The sequence below is a fragment of the Nonomuraea rhizosphaerae genome, from assembly GCF_019396405.1.
GTDB classification, from domain to species: domain Bacteria; phylum Actinomycetota; class Actinomycetes; order Streptosporangiales; family Streptosporangiaceae; genus Nonomuraea; species Nonomuraea rhizosphaerae.
Genome location: NZ_JAHKRL010000339.1, coordinates 1 through 15863, shown reverse-complemented (window position 1 = coordinate 15863; position 15863 = coordinate 1). Strand labels below are relative to the sequence as shown.

Annotated in this window: 13 protein-coding genes and 1 pseudogene; 12 read left to right on the top strand and 2 right to left on the bottom strand. The window is 71.2% G+C overall.

From position 1 onward, the window contains the following. From ppnK to KME77_RS17025, 11 genes and pseudogenes are all read left to right on the top strand, one after another. A pseudogene (gene ppnK, locus KME77_RS17075) lies at positions 1-207 on the top strand (NAD kinase); the annotation flags it as partial. Between the two features lie 65 nt (positions 208-272). After that, positions 273-1982 carry a DNA repair protein RecN gene (recN, locus tag KME77_RS17070; protein WP_219468355.1) on the top strand — a complete coding sequence of 570 codons (1710 nt, stop codon included), beginning with the start codon at positions 273-275 and terminating at the stop codon, positions 1980-1982. Positions 1983-2087: 105 nt separating this feature from the next. Further along, the gene (steA, locus tag KME77_RS17065) at positions 2088-3284 is read left to right on the top strand and encodes a putative cytokinetic ring protein SteA (protein WP_219468352.1); all 1197 of its coding nucleotides are present in this window, start codon (positions 2088-2090) and stop codon (positions 3282-3284) included. Beyond that, entirely contained in the window at positions 3281-4255 is a 975-nt protein-coding gene (locus tag KME77_RS17060; RefSeq protein ID WP_219468349.1) for a copper transporter, read from the top strand. The genes steA and KME77_RS17060 overlap by 4 nt, the downstream gene beginning before the upstream one ends. Position 4256: 1 nt before the next feature. Further along, positions 4257-5120, top strand: a complete 864-nt coding sequence (locus KME77_RS17055; protein WP_219468346.1) for a hypothetical protein — start codon at positions 4257-4259, stop codon at positions 5118-5120. A 29-nt stretch (positions 5121-5149) separates the two neighbouring features. After that, entirely contained in the window at positions 5150-6751 is a 1602-nt protein-coding gene (gene murJ / locus KME77_RS17050; protein WP_219468343.1) for a murein biosynthesis integral membrane protein MurJ, read from the top strand. A 62-nt stretch (positions 6752-6813) separates the two neighbouring features. After that, complete coding sequence (locus KME77_RS17045) at positions 6814-8022, top strand: glycosyltransferase family 4 protein (RefSeq protein ID WP_219468340.1); 1209 nt, start codon at positions 6814-6816, stop codon at positions 8020-8022. A gap of 180 nt (positions 8023-8202) precedes the next feature. Next, positions 8203-9183: a TerC family protein gene (locus KME77_RS17040; RefSeq protein ID WP_219468337.1), complete on the top strand. Its 981-nt coding sequence runs from the start codon at positions 8203-8205 to the stop codon at positions 9181-9183. 104 nt (positions 9184-9287) lie between these two features. After that, on the top strand, positions 9288-9929 hold the full coding sequence (locus KME77_RS17035) for a phosphatidylserine decarboxylase (RefSeq protein WP_219468335.1): 642 nt from the start codon (positions 9288-9290) through the stop codon (positions 9927-9929). Further along, positions 9916-10737 (top strand): CDP-diacylglycerol--serine O-phosphatidyltransferase, encoded by an 822-nt coding sequence (pssA, locus tag KME77_RS17030; protein WP_219468332.1) that lies wholly within the window; start codon positions 9916-9918, stop codon positions 10735-10737. The genes KME77_RS17035 and pssA overlap by 14 nt, the downstream gene beginning before the upstream one ends. A 39-nt stretch (positions 10738-10776) precedes the next feature. Beyond that, positions 10777-11058: a hypothetical protein gene (locus KME77_RS17025; RefSeq protein WP_246609935.1), complete on the top strand. Its 282-nt coding sequence runs from the start codon at positions 10777-10779 to the stop codon at positions 11056-11058. A 169-nt stretch (positions 11059-11227) separates the two neighbouring features. Here the strand turns inward: KME77_RS17025 and KME77_RS17020 are convergent, their stop codons facing one another. Together KME77_RS17020 and KME77_RS17015 are read right to left on the bottom strand one after the other, a co-directional pair. After that, positions 11228-11884, bottom strand: a complete 657-nt coding sequence (locus KME77_RS17020) for an MBL fold metallo-hydrolase (protein WP_219468329.1) — start codon at positions 11882-11884, stop codon at positions 11228-11230. Further along, the gene (locus KME77_RS17015; protein ID WP_219468326.1) at positions 11881-12771 is read right to left on the bottom strand and encodes a maleylpyruvate isomerase family mycothiol-dependent enzyme; all 891 of its coding nucleotides are present in this window, start codon (positions 12769-12771) and stop codon (positions 11881-11883) included. Before KME77_RS17015 ends, KME77_RS17020 begins: the two co-directional genes overlap by 4 nt. A 208-nt stretch (positions 12772-12979) precedes the next feature. On the opposite strand from KME77_RS17015, the gene uvrA reads away from it, so the two are divergent. Then, the gene (gene uvrA, locus KME77_RS17010) at positions 12980-15820 is read left to right on the top strand and encodes an excinuclease ABC subunit UvrA (RefSeq protein WP_219468323.1); all 2841 of its coding nucleotides are present in this window, start codon (positions 12980-12982) and stop codon (positions 15818-15820) included. The last annotated feature ends 43 nt before the right edge of the window (positions 15821-15863 follow it).

The following is a 15863-nucleotide window of genomic DNA, read 5'->3' as shown; positions in this document are numbered from 1 at the left end:
CGGCCCGCGGGGGGGGTCCGGTGGGGCGCCGCCCCCCGCCGCTACGACCTGCCCTCCGGCAGCCGGGTGGAGGTCCGCCGCGGCGCCGAGCCCGTACGCCTGGCCAGGCTGCACGGGGTCGAGAGCACCGGCGCGCCGTTCACCGACAGGCTGGTCGCCAAGTTCGAGCTACCCGTTCAGGGCTGGCGCGGAAGGGTGCGTCCCTGAGTCAATTACAGGGTCAGCGCGTACAGTTAAGATCGCACAAGCGTTCGGAACGACGGGAGTGGGCAGTGCGACCAAGGGTCGAGGAGGTCCGCATCCAGGGGCTCGGCGTCATCGACGAGGCCGTTCTGGAGCTTTCGCCGGGCTTCAACGTCGTCACCGGCGAGACAGGCGCCGGCAAGACGATGGTCGTCACGGGTCTCGGGCTGCTGTTCGGCGGCCGGGCCGACCCCTCGCGCATCCGTCCGGGTGCCGACAGGGCCACCGTCGAGGGCACGCTGGTCATCGAGACCGGCGGCCGCGTCTCCCAGCAGGTCGAGGACATCGGCGGGGAGATCGAGGACGGCGAGCTGATCATCTCCCGCACCGTCTCGGCCGAGGGCAGGTCACGGGCCTGGCTCGGCGGCCGCACGGTGCCCGTCGGCACGCTGACCTACCTGGCCGACGACCTGGTGGCGGTGCACGGGCAGATGGACCAGCAGCGCCTCCTGCAGTCGGCCAAGCAGCGGGCCGCGCTCGACCGGTACGCCGGTGACGAGCTGGTCAAGCCGCTGCGCGCGTACTCGCAGGCGTACAAACGGCACAAGCAGGTGGGCGCGCTGCTCGACGAGCTGACCACCAGGGCGCGCGAACGCGCCCAGGAGGCCGACATGCTGCGCTTCGGCCTGGAGGAGATCGAGAAGGTCGAGCCCAAGCCGGGCGAGGACACCGACCTGCGCGGCGAGGAGGAGCGGCTCTCGCACGCCGACGCGCTGCGCGGCGCCGCCACGACCGCGCACACGGCGCTGCTCGGCGACCCGATGGAGGCCTCCGGCGGCGCCCACGACGTGATCTCGCTGCTCGGCGAGGCACGCGCGGCCGTCGAGGCGGTGCGCGACTTCGACACCCAGCTCGCCGGGGTCGCCGACCGACTGGCCGAGGCGGGCTACCTCATCTCCGACGTGGCCACCGACCTGGCCGCCTACGCCGAGTCGATCGAGGCCGACCCCGCGCGGCTGGCCGCCGTCCAGGAGCGCAGGGCGCTGCTGACCGGGCTCATCAGGAAGTACGCCGAGGACAGCGCCGGAGTGCTGGCCTGGGCGCAGCAGGCCGCCGCCAGGCTGGCCGAGCTGGAGGGCGACGACGACCGCATCGACGAGCTGACCCGCGAGCACGACGAGCTCACCGAGCGGCTCACCGACCTGGCCGCCGAGCTGACCCGGGTACGTGAGGCGGCCGCCGAACGGTTCGGCAGGGCCGTCACCGAGGAGCTGACCGCGCTGGCCATGCCGCACGCCAGGGTCGTGGTGCAGCTCACGCAGGTCGCCGAGTTCGGTCCCGACGGCGTCGACGAGGTCGAGCTGCGCATGGCCGCGCACCCCGCCGCGCCGCCGCTGCCGCTGAACAAGGGCGCGTCCGGCGGCGAGCTGAGCCGCGTCATGCTGGCCATCGAGGTGGTGTTCGCCGGCGCGGATCCGGTGCCCACATTCGTGTTCGACGAGGTCGACGCGGGAGTGGGCGGCAAGGCGGCGGTCGAGATCGGCCGCCGGCTGGCCCGGCTGGCGCGCACCGCGCAGGTGATTGTCGTCACACACCTGCCGCAGGTGGCCGCCTTCGCCGACCAGCATCTGGTGGTGGAGAAGGCCAGCGACGGCAGTGTCGTGCGCAGCGGCGTCGTCACCCTCAACCACGAGGGACGCGTACGCGAGCTGTCACGGATGCTCGCCGGACTGGAGGATTCCGAACTGGGTAGAGCTCACGCCGAAGAGCTGCTCGGGCTGGCGGCAGCCGATCGATGAGGGGCAACATCCGTGTGTCGGCCGATCGGTGATCCTGAGTGACATAGCGGACACGCCGCGCAGTGCGCGACCTCTGCGCTGCTTCGCTCTGGCAGGATGGTCTTGATGAAGGTTCCGGGGAGCAGGATGCCGGGCCTCCGCGGGAGGAAGGTCGCAGACCTTCCCGGTGTCACGGCAGTGGCGAGAGTCGATCGGCGGACGAAGAGGCTGACCAAACGCCTCCAGCCCGGTGAAATAGCGATCATCGACCACGTCGACGTCGACCGGGTCAGCGCGGAGGCGCTGGTGGCATGCGGAGTGTCGGCCGTGGTCAACGTGGCGGCCGGCATCAGCGGGCGCTATCCCAACCTCGGGCCGCAGATCATCATCGAGGCGGGCGTGCCGTTCGTCGACAACGCCAGCCAGGAGCTGTTCGAGCGGGTCAAGGACGGCGACGTCATCCGGGTCCACGAGGGCGTCGTCCACCTCGACGACGACATCGTCGGCAAGGGCGACCAGCAGACGCCCGAGGCCGTCGAGGCCGCCATGGCCGAGGCGCGCGCCGGTCTGGCCGTCCAGATCGAGGCTTTCGCCGTCAACACGATGGAGTACGTTCGCGGTGAGGGCAAGCTTCTCATCGACGGAGTCGGCGTGCCGGAGATCCGCACCCCCATGGAGGGCAGGCATGTCCTCATCGTGGTGCGCGGCTACCACTACAAGGAGGACATCGCCACCCTCCGCCCGTACATCCGCGAATACCGCCCGGTCCTCGTCGGCGTCGACGGCGGCGCGGACGCGCTGCTGGAGGCCGGATACCTGCCCGACGTGATCGTCGGCGACTTCGACTCCGTCTCCACCAAGGCGCTGAGCTGCGGCGCCGAGCTGATCGTGCACGCCTACCGCGACGGCAGGGCGCCCGGGCTGGAGCGCGTCCACCAGCTCGGCCGCGAAGCGGTGATCTTCCCCGCCACCGGCACCAGCGAGGACATCGCGATGCTGCTGGCCGACGACAAGGGCGCCGAGCTCATCGTCGCGGTCGGCACCCACGGCACGCTGGAGGAGTTCCTCGACAAGGGGCGCTCCGGCATGGCCAGCACCTTCCTGACCCGCCTGCGCATCGGCAGCAAGCTCATCGACGCCAAGGGCGTGAGCAGGCTCTACCGCAGCCGCATCTCCACCCCGCAGCTGCTGCTGCTCGTCATCACCGCGCTGATCACCATGGGCGTCGCGCTCTTCCTGTCGCCGATCGGTCAGACGTGGCTGAACGGCCTGCAAGACTTCTGGAACGCCTTCATCTTCTGGTTGGTCGGACTCTTCTCGTGATCGATTTTCGTTACCACCTCGTCTCCATCGTGGCCATCTTCCTGGCCCTGGCCGTAGGCATCGTGATGGGGACCACGCTGCTCCAGTCGCCCGCCATCGAGGTGGCCAGGCGTACCAGCAACGAGATGATCAAGGCGAACGCCGACTACCGCGCTCAGATCGACTCGCTGCGCGGACGGGAGGACGGCAACGACGCCTACATCTCCGGGCTCACCCCGCAACTCGTCGCCGGGGAGCTGACCGGCCAGCACGTCGTCCTGATCGAGGCGCCCGGCTCCAGCACCAGCTACCGCGAGGCCGGGCAGCAGGTGCTGGAGCAGGCCGGCGCCATGGTCACCGGCCGGGTCCTGCTGACGGACAAGTTCGTCGACGTCAAGCAGCAGGGCGTGATCGACGGCCTCGCCACCCAGCTCAAGCCCGAGGGCCTGCCCTACCCGGTGGAGGCCGGCCCGTACGAGAAGGCCGCCACCCTGCTGGCCGCCACCCTCGTGACCCGCGACGAGGGTCAGGCCAGCACGGCCAACCCGACCACCGACGGAGTGCTCACCGGCTTCGAGGAGGGAGGCTTCCTCAGCATCGAGGAGGACCCGTCGAAGCGGGCCACGCTGGCCGTGATGTTCGCCCCGGAGAAGCCGTACGAGGGGGAGAACGCCGAGGCCCAGGCGGGCGCGCTGGTCTCGCTCGCCGGCGGGCTCGACGCCGGGAGCAAGGGCGTCGTGATGACCGGTGGCGCCACCACCGCCGCGGCGCCCGGCGGCGTCATCAGCGCGTTGCGCGACAACAGCGAGGTCGCCAAGCAGGTCTCCAGCGTCGACACGCCCGACATGCCCGCGGGCCTGGTCGTGATCGTCGAGGCCCTGCGCGAGCAGCTCGCCGGGCGCGCCGGCCAGTACGGCATCGGCCCCGGGGCCACGCTGTTCCATCCCCCGTCGCCCAGCGCGACGCCGTCCCCCACTCCGTCAGGGAGCTGACATGGCCCGTGGCCTCCTCTACGCCCTCGCCGGCGCCGCGATCGGCGCAGCCGCCGCCCGCGCCGCGTACACCGCCTTCACCCGCGCGGCCGCGCGCACGGCGCCGCTCGCCGACGAGAAGGAGCCGGGCCGCTGGACCCGCACCAACCATCGCGGCGAGCCGATCACGCTGCTGGAGGGGCCCGCGTTCGTGGCCGGCTCCGGTGTCGCGGCGGCGCTCGCTCCCGGGCTTCCCGGCCGCGTACGGGCCGCCGCGCTGCTGGCCGGCGTGGGCAGCGGAGCGCTGGGCGCCTACGACGACCTCTACGGCACCACCAAGTCCAAGGGCTTCAAGGGACACCTGACCGCGCTGGCCCGCGGCGAGGTGACCAGCGGAGCGGTGAAGATCCTCGGCATCGGCGCGACCGGGCTCGGCGCCGCCGCGCTCGTCTCCCAGGGGCCGGTGGACACGCTCGTCAACGGCGCGGCCATCGCCGGCACCGCCAACCTCGCCAACCTCTTCGACCTGCGGCCCGGCCGGGCGATCAAGGTCGGGCTGCTCACCGGCGGCCCGCTGCTGGCGGCCTCACTCCTCCGCGACGCGCCGGTGAGCGCCGCGCTGGCCGCCGTCCCGCTGGGCGCGGCGGCGGCGCTGCTGCCCGACGACCTGGGCGAGCGGGCGATGCTCGGCGACGCGGGGGCCAACGCGCTGGGCGCGCTGCTCGGGCTGGCCGCCGTGACCCGGCTGGGGCGGCCCGGGAGGTTCGCGCTGCTCGGCACCGTGGCGGCGCTGACCGCCGCCTCCGAGAAGGTCAGCTTCACCAAGGTCATCGCGGGCAACCCGGTGCTGAACCGGCTCGACATGCTCGGTCGCCGGCCCGTCTGAATGTCGGTGCCACCTGCCAGGATGTTCGCGTGAAGGTCAGGGAGCGGCTCGTCAGGGGAGTCGCGGGCGGCGCCGTGCTCATCGGGGCGATCACGGTGCTGGCGCGGGTGGCGGGCTTCGCCAAGCAGTACGCGTTCGCCCAGACGGCGGGCACCAAGTGCCTGTCCACCGCCTACGCCACCGCCAACCAGATCCCCAACATCGTCTTCGAGGTCGTCGCCGGCGGCGCCCTTGCCGGGATGGTGGTGCCCGTCCTGGCCGGGGTCTCCCGCGAGCAGGTCTCCCGCATCTCCTCCGCGTTGCTGACCTGGGTGATCGTGGCGCTGGTGCCGCTGGGCGCGCTGACCGCGCTGCTCGCCGGGCCGATCATCGGCCTGTTCTTCGGCGCCGTCCCCGGCTGCGACGCCGCCGCGGTGAGCGCCGTCGCCACCCGCATGCTGGTCGTCTTCGCGCCGCAGATCCCGCTGTACGGGATCGCGGTCGTCCTGTACGGGGTGCTGCAGTCGCACCACCGCTTCACCGGTCCCGCGGTCGCGCCGCTGGTGTCCAGTCTCGTGGTGATCGCGGCCTACCTGGCGTTCGTGCCGCTCAGCCAGGGCGTGATCGACCCGGCCCGGGTGCCGCGGCCCGCCGAGCTGGCGCTGTCCGTCGGCACCAGCCTGGGCGTGCTGTCCCTGGTCGTGGCCGTGATCCGGCCCGTCGCCGGGCTCGGGCTGCGATGGCGGCCCACCCTGCGCTTCCCCGAAGGGGTGGCGCAGCGGGTGCGGGCCCTCGCGCTGGCCGGGATCGCGGCGCTGCTCGCCCAGCAGGCCGCCATGATCGTGGTGATCGTGCTGTCCAACTACGAGATCGGCAACGGCGCGATCATGGCCTACAACTACGCCTGGGCCATCTACCTCGTCCCCTACGCCGTGCTGGCCGTGCCCATCGCCACCAGCGCCTTCCCGCGGCTGTCGGCGCAGGCCGCCGACCCGGACGCCTTCGCCTCCCTCGCGGCCCGCACGACGTGCGCGGTGGTGCTGGTGTCGGGGCTGGCGGCCGGGGTGCTGGCGGCGGCGTCCTCGCCCGGGGCCGTGGTGTTCCTCGGGGCCAAGAGCGACGTGCCCGCGCACTCCCTCGCGCGGGCGATCGCGCTGTTCGCGCCCGGTCTGATCGGATACGGGCTGATCGCGCACCTTACCCGGGTGCTGTACGCGGCCGGGCGCGGCCGGGCCGCCGCCGTCGGGACCGTGGCGGGGTGGGGGGTCGTGATGGTGGCGCAGACCGGGTTCGCGCTGGCGTTCGCGCACGACTGGAAGATCGGCGGGATGGCGCTCGGGATGACCGCCGGGATGACGGCGGGCGGGCTGCTGCTGCTCGGGTCGGTGGTGCGGGCCCGGGGGCGGGCGGCGGTCGCCGGGCTGGGCCGGGCCGCGGTGGCGGCACTGGCCGGGGCCGGGGCGGGATACCTGTCGGGGGCCGCGGTGGTGGCCGCGCTCGACGCGGAGGGGATCGGGGCGAACCTGGGGGTCACCGTGCTGGCGGCGCTGGCGGCCTCAGGGGTGGGCGGGGCGGTGATGGCGCTGCTGGATCGGCCGGCGGCGCGTACGGTGGCCGGGTCGCTCAGGCGCGGCGGCCGGGGCGAGGAGTGAGCCGGGCGGGTTGTGCGGGGGACGTCTTCGTCGCCGGGAGCTGTGGGAGTGAGGAGTTGGCTGTGCGGGTGGCATTCGTGCTGGGCACCACGTCCGGCGGCACCGGGCGGCACGTCCGCATGCTCACCGAAGGGCTCGTGGCGCGCGGGCACCGGGTGGTGGTGGCCGGGCCGCGGAGCGTCGAGGAGCGGTTCGGGTTCGGCGCGGCCGGGGCCCGGTTCGTGGAGGTGACGGTCTCGGACCGGCCGCACCCGGTCAACGACGCGCGGGCCGCGCTGACGCTCCGGCGCGTCACCAGGGACGCCGACGTGGTGCACGCGCACGGGCTGCGGGCCGGGGCGCTGGCCGGGCTGGCCGTGCCCCGCCGAGTGCCGCTCGTGGTGACGCTGCACAACGCCCTCACCGCGGGCGGGCTGATCGGGTTCGTGTACGGCGTGCTCGAACGTGTCGTCGCCAGGACGGCAGGCCACGTGCTGGTCGTCTCGCCCGACCTGGGGGAGCGGATGCGGGAGCTGGGCGCGCGCGACGTCCGGGCGGCCGTGGTGCCCGCGCCGGTGCCCCGGCCCGCGCGGCGCTCGCCCCGGGAGATCAGGGACGAGTTGAAGGCGGGGGAGCGGCCGATCGTGCTCACGGTCGCCAGGCTGGCTCAGCAGAAGGGGTACGAGACGCTGCTCGACGCCGCCCGCGGGCCCTGGGAGGCCGGGCCGGACGGCCTGGTTTCCGGGGACGCGATGTCGGAGGCAGGCGGGGATGCGGGAGGAAAGGCACGCGGACCGGTCGGTGGGCACCCGGCGGGGGAGGTTCAAGGGTCGGGCGACGGGGATGTGGGGACGACGCCGTTGTTCGTGGTGGCGGGGGAGGGGCCGCTGTTCGACGAGATGCGGCGCAGGATCGACGACGAACGGCTGCCCGTGACGCTCCTCGGCAACCGCGACGACGTGCCCGACCTGCTGGCCGCCGCCACCGTCGTGGTGTGGCCGAGCAGGTGGGAGGGCCAGCCGCTCAGCCTCAGCGAGACCCTCATGTGCGGCCGTCCGGTGATCGCGACGGCCGTCGGCGGGGTGCCCGATCTGCTGGCCGGGGCCGGGATCCTGGTCCCGTACGGGGATGCGGAAGCGCTGCGGTCCGCCGTGCGGAAGGTGACCGGCGACCCGGCCGAGGCGGAGAGGCTGGCGGCGGCCGCGGCCCGGCGCGGCGGCGAACTGCCCGGGCAGAACGAAGCTGTCGAAAGCGTGCTGGATGTTTACGATCGGCAAATCCCGCAAGGATGATTAGGCGAGGCTTACGCGTTCTCGTATACTGCGTGCGTCAAGGGAGGGGAGTATCCCTTCGCGGCAGCCTCGTCATCACGGTGTAGCCCCGCTCCACGGGGCCCCCGGGGCTGCCGGTCCGCTTGTTCAGCGGGCGGGAGAGACCTCCGGCAGTCTTTTGTTGCGTGCCGGAGGTTTGACGTGACCGTACCCGTGTGGGCCTGGATCGCCGTCATAGGCGGCCTGCTGGTTGTCCTCGCCATTGATCTGTGGATCGTCGACCGGGGTGAGGCCCGGGAGTTCTCGCTGAAGCAGGCGGGATACTGGGTCTCGTTCTACGTCGCGCTCGCCGTTGTCTTCGGGGGCGTGTTGTGGGCCACGTTCGGCGGCGACAAGGCCGGGGAGTTCTTCGCCGGGTACATCACTGAATACAGTTTGAGCGTCGACAACCTGTTCATCTTCTTCATCATCATGAGCCGGTTCGCGGTGCCCAAGGCGTACCAGCACAAGGTGCTGCTCGTCGGCATCCTGCTCGCGCTGGTCATGCGCGGCATCTTCATCGCGCTCGGCGCGGCCGCCCTTGAGCGCTTCAGCTGGCTGTTCTACGTCTTCGGCGCCTTCCTCGTCTACACCGCGGTCAACCTGGTCCGCCAGCACCTCAAGGGCGAGGAGGAGGAGTTCAACGAGAACATCCTGCTCCGCTGGGTGCGCAAGGCCTTCCCCACGACCGAGGGATACGTCGGGTCCAAGGTCACCGTCAAGATCGACGGGCGGCTGATGGTCACCCCGATGCTGATCGTGATGGTCGCGATCGGCAGCACCGACCTGCTGTTCGCGCTCGACTCCATCCCGGCCATCTTCGGGCTCACCAAGGACCCGTTCGTGGTGTTCACGGCCAACGCTTTCGCGCTGATGGGGCTCCGTCAGCTGTACTTCCTGCTCGGCGGCCTGCTCCAACGGCTGGTCTACATCAGTTACGGACTCGCGTTCATCCTGGGCTTCATCGGGGTTAAACTGATAATGGAGGCTCTGCATGCCGGCGGGGTCGCCTGGGCGCCCGAGATTCCCATCTGGGTGTCGCTCACGATCATCGGCGCCACCATGGTCATCACCACCGTGGCCAGCCTGATCAAAGCCCGCGTCGACGCACGCCAGGGCGAGGAACCCAGCAGGGCTAGCTAAATGGCTTTCGAGGCGCTTTGCTTGAGTAGTTGCGCCGTGTAATAGTTGCTGGCTCCGTAACCTCACGGCGAAGCGCCCAGTCCAGTCACCATCGAAGGTTGTACGTGTCAGACGATTCTGCAAAGACGGGCCGCGTACGGCTCGCGCGCGGGGTGTCCCCGTGGCTCTTCCCGACGGTGGCCGCCGCGGCCACCACCGCGCTGCTGACGCGCCGGGACCGTCGATGGGCGCTGGCGGCCCTGCCGCTGGGCGCTCTCACCGGTGCCATGTTCTGGTTCTTCCGCGACCCTGACCGCACGCCGGGCGAGGGGCGGATCCTGTCGCCGGCCGACGGCGTCGTGCAGAGCATCGACCAGCGCGCCGACGGCCGCACCCGCGTCGCGATCTTCATGAGCCCCCTGAACGTGCACGTCAACAGGGCCCCTCTTGCGGGAAATGTCACATCCGTGCAGCATGTGCCGGGTGGGTTCCTGCCGGCTTTCAACAAGGACAGCGACCAGAACGAACGCGTGGTGTGGCATTTCGCGACGGCGCTCGGCGACGTCGAGATGGTGCAGATCGCGGGCGCGGTGGCGCGCAGGATCGTGCCGTACCTGAGCGCAGGGGCCAAGGTCTCGCAGACCGAGCGGATCGGACTCATCAGGTTCGGTTCGCGGGTCGACATCTACCTTCCCGAAGGGATCTCCCCCGCGGTGTCCGTGGGGGAGAAGACGGTTGCGGGGGTGACCAGAATTGACCGCGGCTGACGCCGGTAGCTGGCAGGCGGAAGACGAAGAGCCTCGAGGTCCGGTCGGCAAGGCGTTCCGCCTTTCCGCGGCCGACTCGCTCTCGCTGGGCAACGCCATCTGCGGATTCCTCGCGGTGTGCGTCCTGGCCTCGTCGGCCATCCAGTCACTCAAGGCCGGCGGCGACTTCACGCCCGCGCCCAGCTACTTCGCGACGGCCGTGGTGCTGCTGCTCATCGGAGCCACCTGCGACCTGTTCGACGGCCTGGTCGCGCGGCGCTTCCGCGCCTCGGCGATGGGCGCGGAGCTCGACAACCTCGCCGACGTGATCAGCTTCGGGTTCGCGCCCGCGTTCATGGTCGTGATCTGGGGTGGTTTCACCGACAAGGTGCCCTTCACCGCGGTGCTCGCCGCCGCGGCCGCCGTGCTCGTCGCCGGCGTCGTCCGGCTGGCGCGGTTCGCCTGCGTCAAGACCAAGAGCGGCGACTTCATGGGCCTGCCCATCCCGATGGGCGCCATGACCGTCATCTCGATCGTGATGCTGTTCCAGCCGAGCATCTACGCGCTGCTGGCCGTGCTCGGCGTGGCCTGGCTGATGGTGAGCCGGATCGAGTACCCCAAGCCCAAGGGGCAGCTCGCCGTGGGCGTCCTCGGCTGGATCATGATCAACGTGGCGTTCCTGACGTTCTGGGTGGCCTTCCCCGAGGGCGGCGACTGGCCCATCAAGATCGGCGCCACCATGCAGATCTCGCTCGTGGCGGCGATCCCGCTGCGGGTGCTGTTCTACAAGCGCGAGCAGCGCAAGGAAGCCGAGCGCATCGGCAACTGAGGTCTTCCCCCGTCGTCGCAGTCGTCGGATCGGGTGGTGATGGAGCTTATGCCGGCCATGCCGCGCGAGCACACGCGTACGTACTTCCTCGCGAAGCTGGCCCGGGAGCTGGAGCTGCACGGGCTGACGGCGACCCTGCACCCCTACCCGCCGGCGTTGCGGGTGAGCGACCCCGACACGGTGATGCTGGCCGAGACCGTCGACTGCGTGCCGATGTCGGAGGGCTGGTTCTACCGGTGGTCGTGGGGCGAGGTCGTGGGCCTCGCCGACGACCCGGCGCTGGCGGCGCAGCGGATCGCCCGGGTGCTGGCCGGGCGGTGAGGCCGGGGGCGCGTGATCCACGCGCCCGGCCGGTTCGGGGCGCAGGCCCCGGCGTCTGCAAGGGCGGAGGCCCCTGTGCATGCCGCGAGGGCGGAGGCCCCGGCGCCCGCGAGCGGGCGCGTTGAGGGCCTGCCCGGTGTCGGAATGCGTCAAGGGGCCGTGGTCGTCGCTACCAGCCTCTGGCCTTCCACTCCGGGAGGGACGGGCGCTCGGCGCCCAGGGTGGTGTCCTTGCCGTGGCCCGGGTACACCCACGTGTCGTCCGGCAGCCGGTCGAAGATGCGCTCCACCACGTCCCCGTACAGCTGCTCGAAGCGCTGCGGGTCCTTCTGCGTGTTGCCCACGCCACCCGGGAACAGTGAGTCGCCCGTGAACAGGTGCTTGTCCCCGTCGCCGCCGTCGTACAGCAGCGCGATCGACCCCGGCGTGTGGCCGCGCAGGTGGATCACCTCGAGGCTGACCACGCCGACCGCGATCCGGTCGCCGTGCTCGACCTCGCGGTCCACCGGGAGCGGCAGGGCGGGCGCGTCGAGCGGGTGGGCGATGAGCTGGGCGCCGGTGACCTTGGCCACCTGTTCGAGGCCCTGCCAGTGGTCGCCGTGCTGGTGGGTGGTGATGATCGCGCTGATCGGGCGGTCGGACATGAGCGCCAGCAGGCGGTCGGCCTCCGCGGCGGCGTCGATGAGCACGCCGTCGCCGGTGTCGGTGCAGCGCAGCAGGTAGGCGTTGTTGTCGTAGGGGCCGACGGCCAGTTTGCAGATCGAAAGCTTCGGCAGCTCGCGGACGTCGGCGGGACCGCCGACCTGGACGTCACCTGTGTAGGTCATGGATAGTCCTTCGGGGGCGTCGCGGGCAGATCGGCGGGGGCGGGCATCGTCAGCCAGGGCGGTGCCACGGGAACCGGCGGGGCCGGCCGCCCCGCCGACACCACCCTAACGCCCTCGCCGCCGGATCTGCCGGTCAGCCATGCCAGGAGATCGGACGCGTCGCCCTCGACGGCGGGACCGGGGCCGAGACCGGTCCACGTCCGCCGGCCGTCCCCATCGCGGCCCGTCATGGACGCGGCGGCGGGGCGCTTGTCCACGGGGCGGTCGTCCGCGGGGGACGTGGTGGCGGGGTATGCGGCGGCGGGGGAGCCGCTCGCGGGCACCGGGTTGTCGAGGACGGTGATCGCGCTGATCGTGCTCCGGGTGTGCGGCCACGATCGCAGGCAGTCGTGCAGTTCGCGGCGGACGAACGCCCGCGGCCAGTCCGGCGGGCCGTACCCCGCGTCCAAATCCACGTGGTGGATCTCCACCTCGCGCAGTCTCCGTACCAGGACGTACCAGGCGGGGTGGGGAGGCGGGCGCATCCCCTCGACCGTCGCGCGCCATGCGGGCGCCGGCAGGGAGTCGATCGCGGCGGCCAGGCGGGCGGCGCCGGAGCGGAGCTCGGACAGGTGCGCGGCAGGGGTGCGGGAGGCGGCCGCCTCGATGTCCGCCGCCCTGGCCTCGACCGACGGGTACTGCGGGGTGCGGACGCCGGTCCTGGCCCAGGTGAGAAGGTTGACGTGACTGCCGGCGTTGCTCGCGACGTGGGCGAGGACGTGGCCCCTTGACCAGCCGGGCAGGGCGGAGGGGGCGGCGATCTCGTCGCCGGTCAGGGACGCCGCCGTGGCGAGGAATCGGGCGGTCGCGTCGGCCAGCTCACTGCGTAGTGCGACTAGTGCCGTCATGTCGCGATATTTCATCATTGCGGGGCTTTGGCAATAAAATCGCAGGTCAGGGCGTTGACTTCCAAAGGCCTCCTGCGGGGGTGGGAGTAGGCCGTAACCTGGTAGCGACGGATTTTCGGGGGCAGGCGTGAGGGCCGCCGAAATTGTCGGAGCCCCCGTCTACCATCCCCCGTGGACCTATCCGCCTCTTTCGACATCCGGGATCGCCGTGGCAGACCGCCTGATCGTGCGTGGTGCACGTGAACACAACCTCAAGGACGTCTCGCTGGACCTCCCGCGAGACTCTCTGATCGTTTTCACCGGCCTGTCCGGCTCGGGCAAGTCGAGCCTTGCCTTCGACACGATCTTCGCCGAGGGGCAGCGGCGCTACGTCGAGTCGCTGTCGGCGTACGCGCGCCAGTTCCTCGGCCAGATGGACAAGCCGGATGTCGACTTCATCGAGGGCCTGTCGCCCGCGGTGTCGATCGACCAGAAGGCCACCAACAAGAACCCCCGCTCCACCGTCGGCACGATCACCGAGGTCTACGACTACCTGAGGCTGCTGTGGGCGCGCATCGGCAAGCCCCACTGCCCGGTGTGCGCGCGGCCGATCGCCCGGCAGATGCCGCAGCAGATCGTCGACCGCGTGATGGACCTTGAGGAGGGCACCCGGTTCCAGGTGCTCGCGCCGGTCGTCAGGGGGCGCAAGGGGGAGTACGCCGAGCTGTTCCGCGAGCTGCAGACCAAGGGCTTCGCCCGGGCGCGGGTCGACGGCGTCATCGTGCGGCTGGAGGAGCCGCCCGCGCTGAAGAAGCAGGAGAAGCACGACATCGAGGTCATCGTCGACCGCCTGTCGGTGAAGGAGTCGTCGCGCCGGCGGCTCACCGACTCGGTCGAGACCGCGTTGCAGCTGTCCGGCGGCACGATCACGCTGGAGTTCGTCGACCTGCCCGAGGACGACCCCAACCGCGAGCGCTTCTACTCCGAGCACCTCTACTGCCCCTACGACGACCTGTCGTTCGAGGAGCTGGAGCCGCGCTCGTTCTCCTTCAACTCGCCCTTCGGCGCCTGCCCCGAGTGCACCGGCCTGGGCACCAAGATGGAGGTCGACCCCGAGCTGGTCGTCCCCGATCCCGAGGCCACGCTGCGCGACGGCGCGCTGCACCCGTGGTCGGGCGGCCACACCAGCGAATACTTCGTCCGGCTCGTCGAGGCGCTCGGCCACACCATGGGCTTCACCCTCGACACGCCGTGGGAGAAGCTGGCCAAGGCGGCGCAGAAGTCACTGCTGTTCGGCCACGACGAGCAGGTGCACGTCCGCTACAGCAACCGCTACGGCAGGCAGCGCTCCTACTACACGACCTACGAGGGCGTCATCCCGTGGGTGCAGCGCAGGCACGTCGAAGCCGAGAGCGACTCGACCCGTGAGCGGTTCGAGGGCTACATGCGCGAGATCCCCTGCCCCGCCTGCAACGGGGCCAGGCTCAAGCCGATCACGCTCGCCGTGACCGTCTCCGAGCGCTCGATCGCCGACGTCGCCGCCATGTCGATCGGCGAGTGCGCCAAGTTCCTGGGCGAGCTGAAGCTGTCCGACCGCGACATGCACATCGCCGAGCAGGTGGTCAAGGAGATCAACGCCCGGCTGGGGTTCCTGCTCGACGTCGGGCTCGACTACCTGACCATGGACCGCGCCGCCGCGACCCTGGCGGGCGGCGAGGCGCAGCGCATCCGCCTGGCCACGCAGATCGGCTCCGGCCTGGTGGGTGTCCTGTACGTGCTGGACGAGCCGTCGATCGGCCTGCACCAGCGCGACAACATGCGGCTGCTCGACACGCTCGTCAGGCTGCGCGACATGGGCAACACGCTGATCGTCGTCGAGCACGACGAGGACACGATCGCCGCCGCCGACTGGGTGGTCGACATCGGTCCCGGCGCGGGCGAGCACGGCGGCCAGGTCGTCGTCTCCGGCACCGTGAAGGACCTGCTGACCAGCGAGGAGTCGATGACCGGGCAGTACCTGTCCGGGCGCCGGAGCATCGTCATCCCCGCCAAGCGCCGCAAGCGCGACAAGAAGCGGCAGATCACCGTCAAGGGCGCGCGCGAGCACAACCTCAAGGGCGTCGACATCGAGTTCCCGCTCGGGATGTTCACGGCGGTGACCGGGGTGTCGGGGTCGGGCAAGTCCACGCTCGTCAACGACATCCTCTACAACGCGCTGGCCAAGGAGCTCAACGGCGCCCGCACCGTGCCGGGCCGCCACTCCCGCATCAACGGCATGGACCAGGTCGACAAGGTCGTCCACGTCGACCAGTCGCCGATCGGGCGCACCCCGCGCTCCAACCCGGCCACCTACACGGGCGTGTTCGACCACGTGCGCAAGCTGTTCGCCGCCACGACCGAGGCCAAGGTGCGCGGCTACCAGCCGGGGCGCTTCAGCTTCAACGTCAAGGGCGGGCGCTGCGAGGCGTGCGCCGGCGACGGCACCATCAAGATCGAGATGAACTTCCTGCCCGACGTGTACGTCCCCTGCGAGGTCTGCCACGGCGCCCGCTACAACCGGGAGACGCTGGAGGTCCACTACAAGGGCAGGACCATCTCCGAGGTGCTCGACATGCCGATCGAGGAGGCGCTCGCCTTCTTCGACGCGATCCCGGCGATCAAGCGCCACCTGCAGACGCTCAACGACGTCGGCCTCGGGTACGTGCGGCTCGGCCAGCCCGCCACCACGCTGTCCGGAGGCGAGGCGCAGCGCGTCAAGCTGGCCTCCGAGCTGCAGCGGCGGCAGACCGGGCGGACGATCTATGTGCTCGACGAGCCGACGACCGGGCTGCACTTCGAGGACATCCGGCGCCTGCTCGGCGTCCTCGGGCGGCTGGTGGACGGCGGCAACACGGTGATCGTCATCGAGCACAACCTCGACGTCATCAAGACGGCCGACTGGGTGATCGACATGGGGCCCGAGGGCGGGTCCCGGGGAGGCACGCTGGTCGCCGCGGGCACGCCGGAGGAGATCGCGCTGGTGGACGCCAGCCACACGGGGCGGTTCCTGCGGAAGATCCTGTCCGTCTGACCCGGCGAGACGAGCGGCCCCGTGCGACATCGCACGGGGCCGC

What these genes read in the sequence shown, in the direction of transcription:
- steA (WP_219468352.1), top strand. Translation starts at nt 2,088, where the DNA reads ATGAAGGTTCCGGGGAGCAGGATGCCGGGCCTCCGCGGGAGGAAGGTC.
- KME77_RS17055 (WP_219468346.1), top strand. Translation starts at nt 4,257, where the DNA reads ATGGCCCGTGGCCTCCTCTACGCCCTCGCCGGCGCCGCGATCGGCGCA.
- KME77_RS17025 (WP_246609935.1), top strand. Translation starts at nt 10,777, where the DNA reads ATGGAGCTTATGCCGGCCATGCCGCGCGAGCACACGCGTACGTACTTC.
- KME77_RS17020 (WP_219468329.1), bottom strand. Translation starts at nt 11,884, where the DNA reads ATGACCTACACAGGTGACGTCCAGGTCGGCGGTCCCGCCGACGTCCGC.
- KME77_RS17015 (WP_219468326.1), bottom strand. Translation starts at nt 12,771, where the DNA reads ATGACGGCACTAGTCGCACTACGCAGTGAGCTGGCCGACGCGACCGCC.